The 15,547-nt window shown below is 55.3% G+C and carries 14 protein-coding genes and 1 tRNA gene; 9 read left to right on the top strand and 6 right to left on the bottom strand.

Annotation, left to right across the window (positions count from 1 at the left end):
• Window positions 1-2 precede the first annotated feature (2 nt).
• From sdhD to D3870_RS07420, 3 genes are all read right to left on the bottom strand, one after another.
• The gene (gene sdhD, locus D3870_RS07430; protein ID WP_119737927.1) at window positions 3-371 is read right to left on the bottom strand and encodes a succinate dehydrogenase, hydrophobic membrane anchor protein; all 369 of its coding nucleotides are present in this window, start codon (window positions 369-371) and stop codon (window positions 3-5) included.
• Window positions 372-782, bottom strand: coding sequence for a succinate dehydrogenase, cytochrome b556 subunit (gene sdhC / locus D3870_RS07425; RefSeq protein WP_119737925.1), 411 nt, complete (start codon window positions 780-782; stop codon window positions 372-374). It lies immediately after the preceding gene.
• Between the two features lie 141 nt (window positions 783-923).
• A complete protein-coding gene (locus D3870_RS07420) occupies window positions 924-1,712 on the bottom strand; it encodes a GntR family transcriptional regulator (RefSeq protein ID WP_119737923.1) in 789 nt (262 codons plus the stop codon).
• A gap of 302 nt (window positions 1,713-2,014) precedes the next feature.
• Between D3870_RS07420 and D3870_RS07415 the strand changes: the two genes are divergently transcribed.
• From D3870_RS07415 to D3870_RS07395, 6 genes are all read left to right on the top strand, one after another.
• Window positions 2,015-3,004, top strand: coding sequence for a malate dehydrogenase (locus D3870_RS07415; protein WP_119737921.1), 990 nt, complete (start codon window positions 2,015-2,017; stop codon window positions 3,002-3,004).
• A gap of 90 nt (window positions 3,005-3,094) precedes the next feature.
• Window positions 3,095-4,063 carry an HpcH/HpaI aldolase/citrate lyase family protein gene (locus tag D3870_RS07410; protein WP_119737919.1) on the top strand — a complete coding sequence of 323 codons (969 nt, stop codon included), beginning with the start codon at window positions 3,095-3,097 and terminating at the stop codon, window positions 4,061-4,063.
• Between the two features lie 22 nt (window positions 4,064-4,085).
• Window positions 4,086-4,616, top strand: a complete 531-nt coding sequence (locus D3870_RS07405; protein ID WP_242489897.1) for an MliC family protein — start codon at window positions 4,086-4,088, stop codon at window positions 4,614-4,616.
• A 95-nt stretch (window positions 4,617-4,711) separates the two neighbouring features.
• Window positions 4,712-7,423: an aconitate hydratase AcnA gene (acnA, locus tag D3870_RS07400; RefSeq protein ID WP_119737917.1), complete on the top strand. Its 2,712-nt coding sequence runs from the start codon at window positions 4,712-4,714 to the stop codon at window positions 7,421-7,423.
• A 141-nt stretch (window positions 7,424-7,564) separates the two neighbouring features.
• Window positions 7,565-7,738, top strand: a complete 174-nt coding sequence (locus D3870_RS22525) for a hypothetical protein (protein ID WP_199710562.1) — start codon at window positions 7,565-7,567, stop codon at window positions 7,736-7,738.
• Window positions 7,739-7,935: 197 nt separating this feature from the next.
• Window positions 7,936-9,189 (top strand): DUF2863 family protein, encoded by a 1,254-nt coding sequence (locus D3870_RS07395; RefSeq protein ID WP_119737915.1) that lies wholly within the window; start codon window positions 7,936-7,938, stop codon window positions 9,187-9,189.
• A 19-nt stretch (window positions 9,190-9,208) separates the two neighbouring features.
• Here D3870_RS07395 and D3870_RS07390 read toward each other — a convergent pair whose 3' ends face one another.
• Complete coding sequence (locus D3870_RS07390) at window positions 9,209-9,673, bottom strand: CYTH domain-containing protein (protein ID WP_119737914.1); 465 nt, start codon at window positions 9,671-9,673, stop codon at window positions 9,209-9,211.
• A gap of 11 nt (window positions 9,674-9,684) precedes the next feature.
• Entirely contained in the window at window positions 9,685-10,806 is a 1,122-nt protein-coding gene (locus D3870_RS07385) for a M14 family metallopeptidase (protein WP_119737912.1), read from the bottom strand.
• 121 nt (window positions 10,807-10,927) lie between these two features.
• Here D3870_RS07385 and D3870_RS07380 point away from each other — a divergent pair, with 121 nt between their 5' ends.
• From D3870_RS07380 to D3870_RS07370, 3 genes are all read left to right on the top strand, one after another.
• Window positions 10,928-11,890, top strand: a complete 963-nt coding sequence (locus D3870_RS07380; RefSeq protein ID WP_119737910.1) for a Bug family tripartite tricarboxylate transporter substrate binding protein — start codon at window positions 10,928-10,930, stop codon at window positions 11,888-11,890.
• A 65-nt stretch (window positions 11,891-11,955) separates the two neighbouring features.
• A tRNA-Pro gene (locus D3870_RS07375) sits at window positions 11,956-12,032 on the top strand.
• A gap of 551 nt (window positions 12,033-12,583) precedes the next feature.
• Window positions 12,584-14,356 (top strand): AAA family ATPase, encoded by a 1,773-nt coding sequence (locus D3870_RS07370; protein ID WP_119741807.1) that lies wholly within the window; start codon window positions 12,584-12,586, stop codon window positions 14,354-14,356.
• Between the two features lie 167 nt (window positions 14,357-14,523).
• On the opposite strand, the gene D3870_RS07365 is transcribed toward D3870_RS07370, so the two are convergent.
• Complete coding sequence (locus D3870_RS07365) at window positions 14,524-15,531, bottom strand: hypothetical protein (protein WP_147375735.1); 1,008 nt, start codon at window positions 15,529-15,531, stop codon at window positions 14,524-14,526.
• Window positions 15,532-15,547: the final 16 nt, after the last annotated feature.

Raw genomic sequence — 15,547 nt, 5'->3', positions numbered from 1 at the left:
GATTACACTCTCCAGATAATCTGTGCCGCCCATCCGGCACAACCGATCAGCCACAGGAGTGTGGCAACCTGCAACACCAGCCGGAGCACGACCGACTTGGTGCAGTAGTCCATCCAGATGTCACGCAATCCAACCCATGCGTGATAAAAGAGGGACATGAGAGTGACGAAGGTGGCGATCTTGAACCACTGGTGCGAGAACAGACCGGCCCAGCCTTCGTAGCTGAAATTGTTGCCGCTCAAAAATGCAACCAGAAGAATGACTGTGTACAGGGCCATCACGATTGCGGTGGCGCGTTGCGCCATCCAATCTCTCAGTCCGTAATGCGCGCCGACAACCAGCCGCCGCGGCCCGATATTGTTATTTGCCATTTAAAACGCTCCGAACAATTTCAATGCAACCAATGCGGTCAGCGGAAGGCTGACTGCAAAAACTGCTACAGATGATTTACGTGCGCTGTCCTTGTCGACGCCCACGTGAAAATCCATGAACAGATGGCGGATGCCGGCGCAGAAATGATGGAGATACGACCAGACCAATGCAAGGATGAGAAGCTTTGCAAACCAGTGGGAAGTAAAGCCTTTGAGATATTCAAAAGAAATTTCGGATGTGAGACTTTTGTCCAGCAGATACAAGACAAAAGGCAGTAGAAAAAACATCAACGCTCCGCTGACTCGATGCAGGATCGATATGTATCCCGCAAGGGGCAATCGATAATGCATGACATCAGCAAACCGCATGACACCAAATTGTCGCCGATTCTTGTTCACGGCTTCAGACATAACAGCACCTCCCTGAGCATAACAATCCCGTAATTTTCGCCGATTTTTGTGCGGCACACCAACAGTTATTATGCATTGCGCATACTGTGTCCGCTTGGCGCACGAAAATCCGCCGACCATCTGGCCAGCCCGACGGTTTTGTCAACTCAACTCGTTTTGATAATGATGATGATCAGTCAAGTACAGACCTCGACGAACCTCAACCGGCTTGTCGCCATAGGTATACGACACGCGCTCCACACTGAGCAAAGGCGTATTCAACGCGATGCTCAACAACTCCGCAGTCACCTCATCCGCGGCCACTGCACGAATTTTTTCCGCCGCACGAATCATCCGCGTACCGAATTCAGTTTCAAACAAGCCGTACATCGGCCCCTTGTATTCGACCAGACGTTCTGCGGTCAGACCTCTGAAAATCACTCCCGGCAACCACAGCTCTTCGACAATCGTCGGCGCACCGTCAAACGACTGCACACGCCTGATGAAGACAACCGAATCACCGGATTTGATATCAAGCAGACGTGCAACCTCCGCCGGAGCGCGCAAACGCTTGACCTCAAGAATCTTGTTATCTGCGTTATGCGGCTCGCCCGCATCGGGCATCAGACGGAGGAAACGGAATTGCGCGCGCGCCTCGTGATGGGTCGCGACAAACGTTCCTTTGCCTTGACGGCGCATGACCAGATTCTCCGCCGCCAACTCGTCGATCGCCTTGCGTACGGTTCCCTGGCTTACCTTGAAACGCGCGGCCAATTCGACCTCGCTTGGGATCAATTCACCAGGCTTCCACTCGCCGGACTGGAGGCTCTGCGTGATAAGCCCCTTGATTTGCTGATAAAGCGGACTGAAGGTGGGCGATGATGCTCCAGAAGCAGAAGCCCCCGCACCAGATGCGCTGTTGGCCGACAAGTTGGACGGATTGGAACTCATAGCGCCAGATTTCACCACAAAATACCCTTTGCAGTCTAGCAAAAAGTGACGTGTGATATGTCTTATATAAGACATAAGATAGTCATTGACAGAGCAGCCATGTGCGCCTACACTCGCGAGCAATTATTGACCGTACTCATGCCTTGAAAATGCGGAGCCTTGCATGACATTCAAGCACTGCAAGACCCGCCCACGACAGGGTGCAGGCTGTGACTTGGCAGGCTTTCAACGGTATTATTACAGGCTTGCAGAAATTTTCTGAACGTTCCACTCCGTTTTCATTACCACTTTGGAGATTCATCATGGCTAAAGCCCCCATGCGCGTTGCCGTCACCGGCGCCGCCGGCCAAATCGGCTACTCCCTGCTGTTCCGCATCGCAAACGGCGACATGCTCGGCAAAGACCAGCCCGTTATTCTGCAGTTGCTGGAAATCCCCGACGAAAAAGCGCAAAAGGCTCTCAAAGGCGTGATGATGGAAATCGACGACTGCGCATTCCCGCTGCTGGCCGGCATGACTGCACACAGCGATCCGATGACTGCATTCAAGGATATCGATGTTGCGCTGCTGGTCGGCGCACGTCCGCGCGGACCGGGCATGGAGCGCAAGGATCTGCTCGAAGCGAATGCACAGATTTTCACCGTGCAAGGCAAGGCGCTGGACGCCGTGGCATCGCGCAACGTCAAGGTCCTGGTTGTCGGCAACCCGGCAAACACCAATGCCTACATTGCCATGAAGTCCGCACCGAACCTGCCTGCGAAGAATTTCACCGCCATGCTGCGCCTCGACCACAACCGCGCGCTGTCGCAAGTCGCGGCAAAGATCGGCAAGCCCGTCTCCCAGATCGAAAAGCTGTGCGTATGGGGCAACCACTCGCCGACAATGTATGCCGACTACCGCTTCGCCACGGTTGACGGTCAATCGGTCAAGGCCATGATCAACGACGATGCATGGAACAAGGACGTGTTCCTGCCCACCGTTGGCAAGCGCGGTGCCGCCATCATTGAAGCGCGCGGCCTGTCGTCCGCCGCATCGGCCGCCAACGCCGCCATCGACCACGTGCGTGATTGGGTGCTTGGCACCAACGGCAAGTGGACCACGATGGGCATTCCTTCCGACGGCTCCTACGGTATTCCGGAAGGCACGATGTTCGGTTTCCCGGTCACGACCGAGAATGGTGAATACAAGATCGTTCAAGGACTCGATATCGACGCGTTCTCGCAAGAGCGCATCAATGTCACGCTGAAGGAATTGCTGGAAGAGCGTGAGGGCGTAAAACATCTCGTGGGCTAACCCCCGCTGGACGAGTGGCGCGGCAACGTTTCATGCCGCGTCACTCACCTGTTTCAACCTCGCAGCATCAAATCCAAGAATACGTTGCACATGCACCCTTCCGAGGTTTTATTCCAGGGCAAACGCCAGCCGGTATCGATTCCGGTTTGCGACCATTACGCCGGTTCAGAAAAGCTCATGCGTAAGTCGATTGCTCTGCAACAAGAGCTTGGCCCTGTTTTCGACATCACCCTCGATTGTGAAGACGGCGCCAGTGCCGGCAATGAAGAGGCACACGCCCGGCTGGTCGCCTCTCTGGTCGCAAGCGACGACAATCGTTTCAATCGCATCGGCGCGCGCCTGCACCACCTCTCTCATCCCGGCTTTGAAACCGATGTCGCGATCATTTGCGAACAAGCCCAACGGCTGGCATATGTTGTTGTCCCCAAGGTGGAAAGCGTTGCCGAGGTCAAGCAAGCTGTTCAGCTCATCAACCGTCAGGCGAAGAAGGCAGGACGCAGCGACTTGCCGGTACACGTGCTGATCGAAACGCATGAAGCATTGGCCGAAGTCCGCGCCATCGCCGCCTTGCCGCAAGTCGAGTGCCTGTCGTTCGGCATCATGGATTTCGTGTCGGCGCATTACGGCGCCATCCCGGGTAATGCCATGCGCAGTCCCGGGCAGTTCACCCATCCGCTGGTCGTCCGCGCCAAGCTGGAAATTGCCGCAGCCTGCCATGCCTTCGGCAAGACGCCATCGCACAACGTAACAACCGAAATCAAGGACACGGCGATCGTCGCGAGCGACGCGCAGCGCGCATCGTCGGAGCTCGGTTATACGCGCATGTGGAGCATTCATCCGGATCAGATCAAACCGATCCTGAAAGCGTTCGCACCCCGCAGCTCCGAAATTAATGAAGCATCGGCCATCCTGACTGAAGCCCAACGGATTCAGTGGGGACCGATACAACACAATGGCAGATTGCATGACCGTGCCAGCTATCGTTACTACTGGACGATCCTGCAACGTGCCAAGGCAAGCGGCCTGCCCGTGCCGGAAGCGGCTGCGGGCCTGCTATGACAACACGCGAATCTTTTTCGGCATGTTCGCCGAATCGCGCATAACCGGGGACCACCATATGAAGTTACTTACCGCACTATTGTTTGCAACCATCGGCATGGGTGTCGGCCTGCCGGCGCTGGCTCAGGACAGCGCCGCTGCCGCCAAGCAAACGCACAAGCCGGCAGCCAAGAAAACAGTCAAGAAGAAAACCGAACCGACACCGCAAGCAGATGCGGCAGCTGGCGATCACGAAGAGGACAAAGAGCCGGATGTCACATCCGCGTCGGCGACCGAATTTGCATGCGAGCTCGGCAACAAGGTCACCATTTATCGCAACGCCGACGACGACAAGCACATCGCCCTGCGCTGGAAGAAGCAGCTCCTTCGCTTGAAGCGCGTGGACACGACGACCGGCGCACATCGCTTCGAAAACCGAAGAAGCGGCTGGGTATGGATCGATATTCCGGCCAAAAGTATGTTGCTCGACGCGAAGAAAGGGCAGCAGCTTGCGAATGAATGCAGAAACCCGGACCAACTGAAGGCAAAGGCAGAAGAAACAATCAAGAGCTAGGAAGTACACAAATTTTGGCCGGCCGATACACAGGCCGGTCGCAACAAGGGTTGAAGTTCATTTTATTTTCAGTTGATTGCATCTAAGGAGAGGCTATGTCCCGCAACACTCTGAACACGCTCAAGGAATTCAAGATTTCGGATTCCAAAAAAGGCAAGTTCTACTCGCTCCCCGCTCTGGAGAAAAAGCTGGGCGTGAATATCTCGCGCTTGCCTGTATCGATTCGCATCGTGCTGGAGTCGGTGCTGCGCAATTGCGACGGCAAGAAGGTCACCGAAGAGCACGTCAAGCAGCTCGCGAACTGGGGCCCGACCACAGCGCGTGTTGACGAGATTCCCTTCGTGGTTGCGCGCGTCGTGTTGCAGGACTTCACCGGTGTGCCGCTGCTGGCCGACCTGGCCGCGATGCGCGGCGTCGCCTCCAAGATGGGCAAGAAGCCGAAGAACATCGAACCGCTGGTGCCGGTGGATCTGGTGGTCGACCACTCCGTGCAGATCGACCACTTCCGTGAAAAGAAGGCGCTCGACCTCAACATGAAACTGGAGTTCTCGCGCAACAACGAGCGCTACCAGTTCATGAAGTGGGGCATGCAGGCATTCGACACCTTCGGCGTCGTGCCTCCGGGCTTCGGCATCGTGCACCAGGTCAACCTCGAATATCTGGCACGCGGCGTTCACAAGAAGACTGATGTGTACTACCCCGACACGCTGGTCGGCACCGATTCCCACACCACCATGATCAACGGCATCGGCGTCGTCGGCTGGGGCGTGGGCGGTATCGAGGCCGAAGCCGGCATGCTCGGGCAGCCGGTGTACTTCCTGACACCAGATGTCGTCGGCGTGAACCTGACCGGCCAATTGCGCGAAGGCGTGACGGCAACCGACCTGGTGCTGACCATCACCGAATTGCTGCGCAAGCACAAGGTCGTCGGCAAATTCGTCGAATTCTTCGGCGAAGGTACCGAATCACTGTCCCTGACCGACCGCGCAACCATCGCCAACATGGCGCCGGAATATGGTGCCACCATGGGTTTCTTCCCGGTCGATGACGCGACCATTGAATACTTCAAGGGCACAGGCCGCAGCAAGGCAGAGATCGACGCCTTCGCAGGTTACTTCAAGGCACAGAACCTGTACGGCATCCCGAAGGCAGGCGAGATCGACTACACCAGCGTCGTCACGCTCGACCTTGGCACCGTTGCACCGTCGCTGGCCGGTCCGAAGCGTCCGCAGGACCGTATCGAAATCGGCAACGTCAAATCGACCTTCGCCGATCTCTTCTCCAAGCCGGTTGCTGAAAACGGTTTCAACAAGAAGGTGGAAGACCTCGACGCCGTCTATGAAAACACCGATGGCGTCAAGGTGCAGAACGGCGACGTGCTGATCGCCGCCATCACCTCCTGCACCAATACCTCCAATCCGAGCGTTTTGCTGGCCGCCGGTCTGTTGGCGAAGAAGGCTGTTGAAGCAGGATTGAAAGTCGCGCCGCACATCAAGACATCGCTCGCCCCTGGATCGCGCGTCGTCACCAAGTATCTGGAAGCCGCGGGCCTGCTGCCCTACCTCGAGAAACTCGGGTTCGGCGTGACGGCATACGGCTGCACCACCTGTATCGGTAATGCCGGTGATCTGACACCGGCAATGAACGAAGCGATCGTGGCAAACGATATCGTTGCATCCGCTGTGCTGTCCGGCAACCGCAACTTCGAGGCACGCATCCATCCGAACATCCGCTCCAACTTCCTGGCGTCCCCGCCACTGGTTGTGGCCTACGCCATCGCCGGCAACGTCACCAGAGACCTGATGACCGAGCCGGTTGGAAAGGGCAAGGGTGGCAAGGATATCTACCTCGGCGACATCTGGCCGACTTCGGAAGAAATCAGCAAGCTGATGAAGTTTGCGATGAATGCCAAGACCTTCAAGGACAACTACGCTGATGTCAAGGGCGCTCCGGGCAAGCTGTGGGAGCAGATCAAGGGCGTGGCCGAGGGCGAAGTCTACAACTGGCCAAGCTCAACCTATATCGCCGAGCCGCCGTTCTTCGAAGGCTTCGAGATGCAGCCGAAGGCTGCAGCAACGGGAATCAGCGGCGCGCGCGCGCTGGGCGTATTCGGCGACTCGATCACGACCGACCACATTTCGCCTGCGGGTTCGATCAAGGAATCGAGCCCGGCTGGCAAATGGCTGCTCGAAAACGGTGTTCTGAAGGCAGACTTCAATTCCTACGGCTCGCGCCGCGGCAACCATGAAGTCATGATGCGCGGCACCTTCGCCAACGTGCGCATCAAGAACCTGATGATCCCCGCCAAGCAGGACGGCTCGCGCGTCGAAGGCGGCGTCACGCTTCACCAACCGACCGGCGAACAGATGTCGATCTACGACGCCGCGATGAAGTACATCGGCGACGGCGTGCCGACAATGGTATTCGCGGGCGAGGAATACGGCACCGGCTCGTCGCGCGACTGGGCCGCCAAGGGCACGCAATTGCTGGGCGTGAAGGCCGTGATTGCACGTTCGTTCGAGCGCATTCACCGTTCCAACCTGGTGGGTATGGGCGTGTTGCCGCTGCAATTCCTCGGTGACGACAGCATCCAGTCACTGGGCATTACCGGCAATGAAACCTTCGATCTGAAAGGCATCGAAAGCGACATCAAGCCGCAACAGGAAGTGACGCTCGTGATCACGCGCGCCGATGGCAGCAAGAAGAACGTCAAGGTGCTGCTGCGCATCGATACGCCGATCGAAGTGGACTACTACAAGCACGGCGGCATTCTGCCGTTTGTCCTGCGTCAGTTACTGGCAGCGTAAGGTGTTGCGGGGGACATGCCGGTTGGCCCGGCATGTCCCTTTGCAAGCGTAGTGTAAGAATCGATATGTATTCTGGAGCGATGAGAAAGACCGGTTCCCTCCGACACTTTCTTGATCGATTTGAAAACCTGGAGACATATCATGTGGAAGATCTTTGCAGCATTCATCGTTTTCGCGGCCCTCGCCCTGTTCGTCATCCTGAAAGGGGGCGACAAGGTCAACATGCAGGGCGAAGCGGGAGGCCATAATCCGACGGAAACGACGACGCATGAGTCCTCAGCCCCAGATTCTTCAGCTCCTGCTTCTCAAAAGTAAGTTTTGAGGTTTGAAATTGAAAAGCCGCACGGCATCTGCCGTGCGGCTTTTTTTTGGGCGGCAACAGCAGCGCCTCAAGCCAAAGCGGCAACGGGCCGGCGATTCGTTATTCATTATTCACGCACCTGCATACGGAGTGCGTTGAATCTACTACAATACAATTCCTCCGCTTCATTTTTCCGCTTTCTCTTCCCGTCATGCGCCGTCCATCCAAAAACTCTTCCCACAGACTCTCCGGCGACAGCCAGAAACTAGTCAATGCAGCCCAAGGGCTGATGCAATCCTCCAGCCGCCTGGAAGAGCGCGTGTGGGAACGCAACCTCGATGCACTGCTTCGCAAATTGCTGAAGACCGGCCATCAGGAAACGGTGGATGCTGCGCTCGACCATCTGTTCAAGAGCGATCTGAGCGCCTATGAAACCTTGATGGAAGCTGCGGAAGCCGGCAGCGAATCCTGTCATATCGAGCATGATGACGGGCACTATGATGCCTTGCTGATTGCAGCACCGATTCTCGCCTGGACACGCTTTTCCATCGCATCCGGGACGATCCCGACCGACGTGCAGACAGCGCTTTCCGCGCATTTGCATGCACATTTGCTGTCATCCAATGCGCGTTTGGCAATGGCACCGACCTTGTTTGCAATTGACCAGTTGCCGCACAGCCATGCGGAAACGTTGGCAATGACGCAACGCATGGCACAGGCAGCCCTCAAGGACACGCCTCTGCGTCCGTTGACCAATCCGCCCGAAACCGCGCCCTTCCTGGCTGACACGCGCTATGTGCTAGCCGTTGTCGTCGTGCGCGCTGGCGAGCCATTATTTCTCTGGCAAGAAACCGCGAATCCTGCCGACCGCGAACGCGCGGCGTCACACTGGCGCGCTCAGGCAATGCCCAACATCATGCGATTGCTGCCGGGCTGCAACGTGGAATTGCTGTTGCCGGAGGCATATCACATCGCCTGTCGTGAAGCGGACAAGTTTATTCGCCCGGCGTCGATCCGCGCGGCGGTCCATTACCTGACGAATACGCTCGCTACCGACCCGCAAGAGCTGCGTGCAATCATCGGCAGCTTCAGCGAGGAGCCGGTCAGCGGCCGCATTGACGAATATCGGATCAGCTTTACCTTGCGCCACAGCCCGGAAGTGATCTATGGCGTCGTGTGGCCGCTGTATGGACAAGAAGATGAGGATGAGGCCGATCGCGCAACTATTGCAGAAGCATTGAGCAGTGTCGAAGATGCATTGAGCGACCAGCCCCGCACACCGAGCGAAGAAATCCTTGCACTACTGCGGGAAAGCGGAATCGTGCATATCAAGCGGCACAGCGAACGCTTTCCACTGGAATTCTGCGACGATTGCGGCTCCCCCTTGTATCCGGATCCCGACGCCGACCTGGTTCACGCCGAAATGCCGGAGGATGTGCCGTCGGGGACCGGGCACTTCCACTGAGTGTCACCTGGCGTTTCCCTCACCATTGGGTATAGGGATGACGCAGAAGATTGGCGTTGTAGTAGCGCGCATCGCCGGTCACTTCCACGCCCAGCCAATCCGGTTTCGAGAAGGATTGCTCCTCGCGCTCCAGTTCGATCTCCGCCACCACCAGACCCGCGTTATCGCCGAGGAATTCATCGAGCTCCCACGTCATGCCGTTGTGTTGAATGCGATAGCGGTATTTCTCGATGATCGGCCGCTCGCACAAGTCGCCGAGAAGTTCGCGGGCATCTGTCATCGGGATCGGATACTCCCATTCCGACCTGGTCGCTCCCTGCGTACGCCCTTTTATTGTCAGCGTCGCCTCATCACCCTCGATGCGCACGCGCACGACACGATCCGGGTGCGACGACAGGTAACCTTGTCGCAGCAATATCCCCTGCCCCAGGGTCCGCCAGCGGTCATCACGGACAAGAAATTTCCGCTCGATTTCAACACCCATTCTTGTCGCTCCTATTTGATGGATCGGAGGATGGGCTGCAGCATGGCTTCCCCCAGCTTCGCGCTGCGCGCGCCGCTCCATCCCGTCCGCGCATCCGACAAGTCCGCGTTGTCCTTGAACGGCATTTCCAGAGTGAGCGATATGCACTTGAACGTATGGCCGATGTATTTGGACGCCAGCTGCAGCATGTCCTCCCGGTACTTACCGGGTTCGTAGCCATGCACAGTCTGAAAATCCGGGCTGGCGTTTCTGAAATGCGCGATGAAAGCCTGCTGTTCCGCCGCCTGCTCGGGGCTGAATCCTTCCAGCATTTCACAGCCGGCGACGAATACATACGGCAGGCTTTCATCGCCGTGAATATCGAAGAACATATCGCAGCCGGTTTCGTGAATCCGCTTTCGCACCAGCAGCACTTCCGGGCTTCTTTCAAGCGACGGCGATACCCATTCACGATTGAGGTTCGCGCCCGCCGCGTTCGTGCGCAAATTGCCGCGCACGGCGCCGTCGGGATTCATGTTCGGGACGATATGGAACACTGCGCACTCAAGCAGTCGGCGCGCAATCGGATTGGCCTGATCCAGCAACGCCTCGACCATTCCCTCGACAAACCATTCCGCCATGCTTTCGCCCGGATGCTGGCGCGCGATGACCCAGATTTTTCTCGCGGCTGACGGATTGCCGATGGTCAGCAGATTCAAATCGCGCCCGTCTATCGTGCTGCCAAGATCATGCACGCGTGCCAGCGGCGACGATTCAGCGCGTGCAATCAGCCGCAAGTGCCGCTCCCAGGAATACGGTTCGAAATAGGCGTAATACACGCTGTCTTTTTCCGGCGTATGCGCAATCGTCAACGCTTGGCCGTCATACGCCGTCGGCACGCGAAACCAGTTTTCACGGTCATAGCTTGCAACTGCCTGATAGTTCTTCCATCCATCCGGATAGGTCGCCTCGCAAGCATTGAGTATGCGCACTGTGCACGCTTGGTCCCGTGCGCCTTGGAGCCTGAAATAAAACCATTGTGCGAATTCGGCATGCGAATCCTTGCGCAAACGCAGGTCGATTGTCGCCGCGCTGTCAGCGCGCAGGACCTCAATCGCACCGGCGTCGAATTGATGACTGATCTTGATAGGCATGGGTAGAAGATTTAATTCCAAAAAAGCGATAACGCCGACAATGATGCGGCTGCGCAGTCATCGCGGTGAACGTGATCCAGATGCTATTCTGCGGGTTTTGCCCCATCCCGCATAGATCAACATGTTGTGTCGATTGCTGTTTGCCGCCATGGCGATATTCGCCAGCGCGAGTGCCGCGCACGCCGATGCATGGCCATCCCGCCCGATCCGCTTTGTCGTTGCCGGTCCCGCCGGCTCATCGCTCGACGTCATTGCACGCAGCGTCAGCGACAAGTTGCGAGAAAGGCTCGGCCAGCCCTTGATTGTCGAAAACGTCGCCGGAGCTTCAGGCACCATCGCCACTGCCCAGGTCGCCAAAGCTGCACCTGATGGATACACGATGCTGATGTCGTACAACGGACCACTCGCCTCCACGCAATTCCTGACCAGACTGCGCTACGATCCACAGAAGGATCTTGTCCCGGTCATTCAAACAAGCTCACAACCGAACATACTCGCCGTGAACGCCGGCATCCCGGCAACGAACGTTCGCGAGTTGATTGCCCATGCACGATCCCATCCCGGCAAGCTCAATTACGCCTCGGTCGGCAATGGTTCCTCCTCCCACCTCGCCATGGAGTACTTCAAGATGCTCACCGGCACCGACATCGTTCACGTTCCATACAACGGCGCGCCGCCGGCCGCATTGTCGATCGCAGCCGGCGACACGCAGATGCTGTTCACCGTACCTACCGCCGTGATGCCGCAACTGAGCAGCGGGAGAATCCGTGCCCTTGCCGTCAGCAGCGCGACCCGCTTTCCCCTTCTGCCCGATATCCCAACGCTTGCCGAATCGGGCCTGCCGGTTTTCGAGGCGCTTGCATGGAACGGCGTTCTGGTCCCGGCAGGGACGCCGGACGAAATCGTGCAACGTCTGAATCGCGAGATCGACGCCGCCCTGAAAATGGCGGACGTCAAATCACGCCTTCGCAATGCCGGGCTCGAACCGGTTGGAGGTACAGCCGGAAAATTCAGAAAATATATCGAAGAGGAAACCAAAAAATGGGCGGAAATCATCAGGAAGACCGGCGCAAGACTGGATTGATGCCGATTTTGAAGGCGCGATGCGTGGCGGAAAAGGTTATCGCTCTGCTATAATGCACAGCTCGTCGGGGCGTAGCGCAGCCTGGTAGCGTACTTGCATGGGGTGCAAGGGGTCGGAGGTTCGAATCCTCTCGCCCCGACCAATGAAATCAAAGACTTAGGCCAATCTTCGGATTGGCCTTTTTCATTTGCACGGAATTTACCCCTACGTTTACCCCTACAGACCGCCGCCTCGCGCGGATTTTTTTGTTGTCCGGCGTTTGGTAAGAAATTTGGTAAGAAATATTCCAAGATGCGTGGGATCAAAATCTTGTGCCAGCGACTTGATTCCATCCCATTGGTAGCAAACCGCATTTACCGCAATTGCGTCGCAAACACTTTTGTTCGTGAGAAATTGCTGTGTAATGCTGCAAACCGACATACAGGGGAATTGCAATCAAGCGCCCTATTTAAGCCGCATTCACAAGCCTCGGACCAACTTTCGACAATCCTTATTGTGCTCTCCAGGCGCTCCGTTTTAACGGGCTTAACTCGCCACCAATGCCTGGGGAATTATGCGTGAACATCGGGTACGGTCTCTCAGAAACGCCATAAGTGGCCTGCGAAAATCTACGTAAGCGCCAACCCCCATGATTATGAGATAGCCGCCACCCAATGCGCCCTATATGATCGCGGCTCCGTTAAGGGAGTGGCGATGAACATAGAAGAACTTTGCATATGCAATTGGCGATCAATTAAGAACTTGGAAATCAAGTTCCAAGATTTAATGATCTTTATCGGGCAAAACAATCATGGGAAATCAAACGTCCTTTCAGCCCTGCTGTTCTTCTTCGGTGAAATAAAGCCGCACGATCTGGATTTCAATCACGGCTCAGAAGAACTTTACGTAGAAACCACGTTTTCTGATCTCGATGAAAACGACAAAAGGACGTTCAAAAAGTACCTTACCTCAGACAACAAGCTCAAGGTTCGGAAAACTGCCTTTGCAGGTGGAAGTTTTGAGTACAAGGGCTATATTCAGAACCCGGTCGAAGAGTGGCTTCAGGAAGCCAGTGCGTCGGAATACGCAAAGCGAGAGGTCGCGAAAACTTTGCCCTTCTACCCCTATCTCCCGCCAGAGGGGCGCTTGACGAAACAAGAGGTCATCGATGCCCAGAAAAAGTACATCGAGGACAACAAGGAGGCGGTGGAGCTTCGGTTTCAAATGGAAGAAACCAACTTTCTCGGGCTAAAGTCAGTAGCAAAGGGAATATTTGGCGATGTGTACTTCATTCCCGCCATAAGGGACGCTTCGGACGATTTTTCGTCCAAGGAGGCGAGCGCCTTCGGAAAGCTGTACACGAATATTATTGATTCGTTATCATCGACCAACCCGGAATGGAAAGAAACGAAGAACAAACTCTCCACTCTTTTCGGCGCGTTGAATCGTCTAGATTGCGACGGGAAGGATAATAAGAATCGTCCTAAAGAACTGGAGGACTTTGAACGCGCACTAGGTGATGAATTGAAATCGTGGAGCGCGGAAATTGACGTTGAAGTGACTCCCCCGAACATTGAAGAAGTGTTCAGAGCAAATACCCAAGTTTGGGTAAACGACGGTGTCAGAACAGATATCAAGCGTAAAGGTCATGGCCTGCAAAGAGCACTTACGTTTGCTCTGATAAAAGTAGTTTCGGATACTTTGAAGAGGGAGCGAAGCGCCGATTCAGGCGGAGAGGAAACCTCCGGTAGCCGAATGGTATCGGCTTCGACCTACTTCATCCTGGAAGAACCCGAGCTTTATCTGCATCCTCAAGCGCAACGCGCATTATTCGACTCCTTAGTTGCCCTCTCCGAATCGAAAAATCAGGTAATGCTTTGCACCCACTCCAGCGCTCTGATCGACGTGGAAAAATACAAGTCAATTTGTATTGTGAAGAAGGATGATGAAAATATCGGCACGAAGGTATGCCAATGCAGTGAAGACCTATTCACCGGAGACAAAAAGAAGGATTTTAATTTATCCTACTGGATTAACCCGGACAGAAGCGAGCTGTTCTTTGCACGCCGCGTGATTCTTGTGGAAGGACCAACCGATAAAACGATTATCCCATTGCTGGCGAAGCGGTTAGGCGTGTTCAGGTACGACTATACTCTGGTTGACTGCGGATCAAAAAACAACATACCCCTGTACTGCCAGCTACTCAACAAATTCCGCATTCCCTATCTGGCAGTTTATGACAAAGACCATCAAGCCAGTAAAGGGGCGGCCGATATTGCGACAGCAGACATAAGCAGTGCTCGTATTGAAGGCGCAATTGATCCCACTGTCGGTTCGACCCTACAATTTGTGAATGATATCGAGGAAGAAATCGGGATACTGGCCGGCGACAAAAATAAGCCATACGCCGCGCTCACGCACGTATCCTCAGCGGATTTTGCGCTTCCCCTTTCACTTCAGACAAAGGTTCAGACTATTTTTCAGTAATTGAAGTAATCCTGCTGTGACTTCTGAAAATTGATAATGCCCCCGCCTCCAAAGGAAAGGTGGGGGCGAATCATGCAATACGATACTCTCGGCCGCACCCCATGGGCGACAATTCAGCTATATTTCGCCCTTTGCTAATGCGCGCGACGCCGCATCATTCGGAGTCCTCATGGGTCTTTCGTCCCGGGTGGTGACCAAACTTTGAAATCCGCCAGCGGCAGCTCCGGCGTATCTTCGGCATCTTTGCCATTTGCGCCGCAATTCCCCCTGCCGGTACGTGCCAGTGAAAATTCGCGCATCGCGATGTAACGCCACTCTACCAGAGCCCGATCAGGCCCCGTCTCGGAAACCCGGACTACATACTGTGATTCAGTCCCGAAAATCTGATCCAAATCCAAAAAGAATGGGAGGTGATCGAGATTTACTCCCAACGTTCCTTTCCTGCTGACATATTTGTCTTTGACGTCGATCGGCACAATGCAGCCATCCGAGCGGAGCTTGATAAAGTCAATATCCGAGGGGCGTCCCTTTAAATGATGACCAGCGATTTCAACGTCAAACACGAATCGATCGAGGAGCTTCAGTCTTAGCGCCTCAGCGCTGATTGCACTATTGGACAACAGTCTTTTCACGTATGCGACGGTTTCACGATTTATCTGGTCGCGAATATCCGGGAGCTGCGGTCTTGGCGCGCCCCTCTTCTTCCAACACTGAAAAAATTCCGTGTGTGACACTTGCTGAAACACGGATTCGGTCCGGCTGAACAGGTAGTATGCATAGGAATCGCGTGAAAGATTGCGCACGTCAATTCCGTCTTGAGCGACAAGAACGAATAGCTGCTTTTCTGGCATGTGCTTCGCGAGCACTGTGTAAACCTTCACCAAGTCGCCACCGATACTGTCGGCGACCGTGTAATAGCATTTGGCAGCAAGTGGATTGTCTTCTTTTTCATCGGGAACAAACCAGCCGCCCGGAAAAATTCCAGGTCGGTCAGCCGTAACCGTTACATAGGCGAGTTCACCCAAAAAACCCACTATCCGGTTTACGAAGGCGTTCTGAAAATCGTTCTTCAGGAAGTGCTTGCTTTTCGTATTTCGATTCGTTTTCACCAATCGCGGATTTATGTTGCTCCAAACGACATTCAGGAGCGTGAGTATTAATTCTTCTTTATCCATAATCCCTTTTATTCGG

The organism is Noviherbaspirillum cavernae, from assembly GCF_003590875.1.
GTDB lineage: Bacteria > Pseudomonadota > Gammaproteobacteria > Burkholderiales > Burkholderiaceae_D > Noviherbaspirillum > Noviherbaspirillum cavernae.
The sequence above is the reverse complement of the archived record's forward strand: the minus strand, read 5'-3'. Positions and strand labels throughout refer to the sequence as shown.

Coding starts and splice junctions, on each gene's coding strand:
- D3870_RS07410 (WP_119737919.1), top strand. CDS start 3,095: ATGCACCCTTCCGAGGTTTTATTCCAGGGCAAACGCCAGCCGGTATCG.
- sdhD (WP_119737927.1), bottom strand. CDS start 371: ATGGCAAATAACAATATCGGGCCGCGGCGGCTGGTTGTCGGCGCGCAT.
- D3870_RS07415 (WP_119737921.1), top strand. CDS start 2,015: ATGGCTAAAGCCCCCATGCGCGTTGCCGTCACCGGCGCCGCCGGCCAA.
- D3870_RS07395 (WP_119737915.1), top strand. CDS start 7,936: ATGCGCCGTCCATCCAAAAACTCTTCCCACAGACTCTCCGGCGACAGC.
- sdhC (WP_119737925.1), bottom strand. CDS start 782: ATGTCTGAAGCCGTGAACAAGAATCGGCGACAATTTGGTGTCATGCGG.
- D3870_RS07380 (WP_119737910.1), top strand. CDS start 10,928: ATGTTGTGTCGATTGCTGTTTGCCGCCATGGCGATATTCGCCAGCGCG.
- D3870_RS07390 (WP_119737914.1), bottom strand. CDS start 9,673: ATGGGTGTTGAAATCGAGCGGAAATTTCTTGTCCGTGATGACCGCTGG.
- D3870_RS07420 (WP_119737923.1), bottom strand. CDS start 1,712: ATGAGTTCCAATCCGTCCAACTTGTCGGCCAACAGCGCATCTGGTGCG.
- D3870_RS22525 (WP_199710562.1), top strand. CDS start 7,565: ATGTGGAAGATCTTTGCAGCATTCATCGTTTTCGCGGCCCTCGCCCTG.
- D3870_RS07405 (WP_242489897.1), top strand. CDS start 4,086: ATGTTCGCCGAATCGCGCATAACCGGGGACCACCATATGAAGTTACTT.
- acnA (WP_119737917.1), top strand. CDS start 4,712: ATGTCCCGCAACACTCTGAACACGCTCAAGGAATTCAAGATTTCGGAT.
- D3870_RS07370 (WP_119741807.1), top strand. CDS start 12,584: ATGAACATAGAAGAACTTTGCATATGCAATTGGCGATCAATTAAGAAC.
- D3870_RS07385 (WP_119737912.1), bottom strand. CDS start 10,806: ATGCCTATCAAGATCAGTCATCAATTCGACGCCGGTGCGATTGAGGTC.
- D3870_RS07365 (WP_147375735.1), bottom strand. CDS start 15,531: ATGGATAAAGAAGAATTAATACTCACGCTCCTGAATGTCGTTTGGAGC.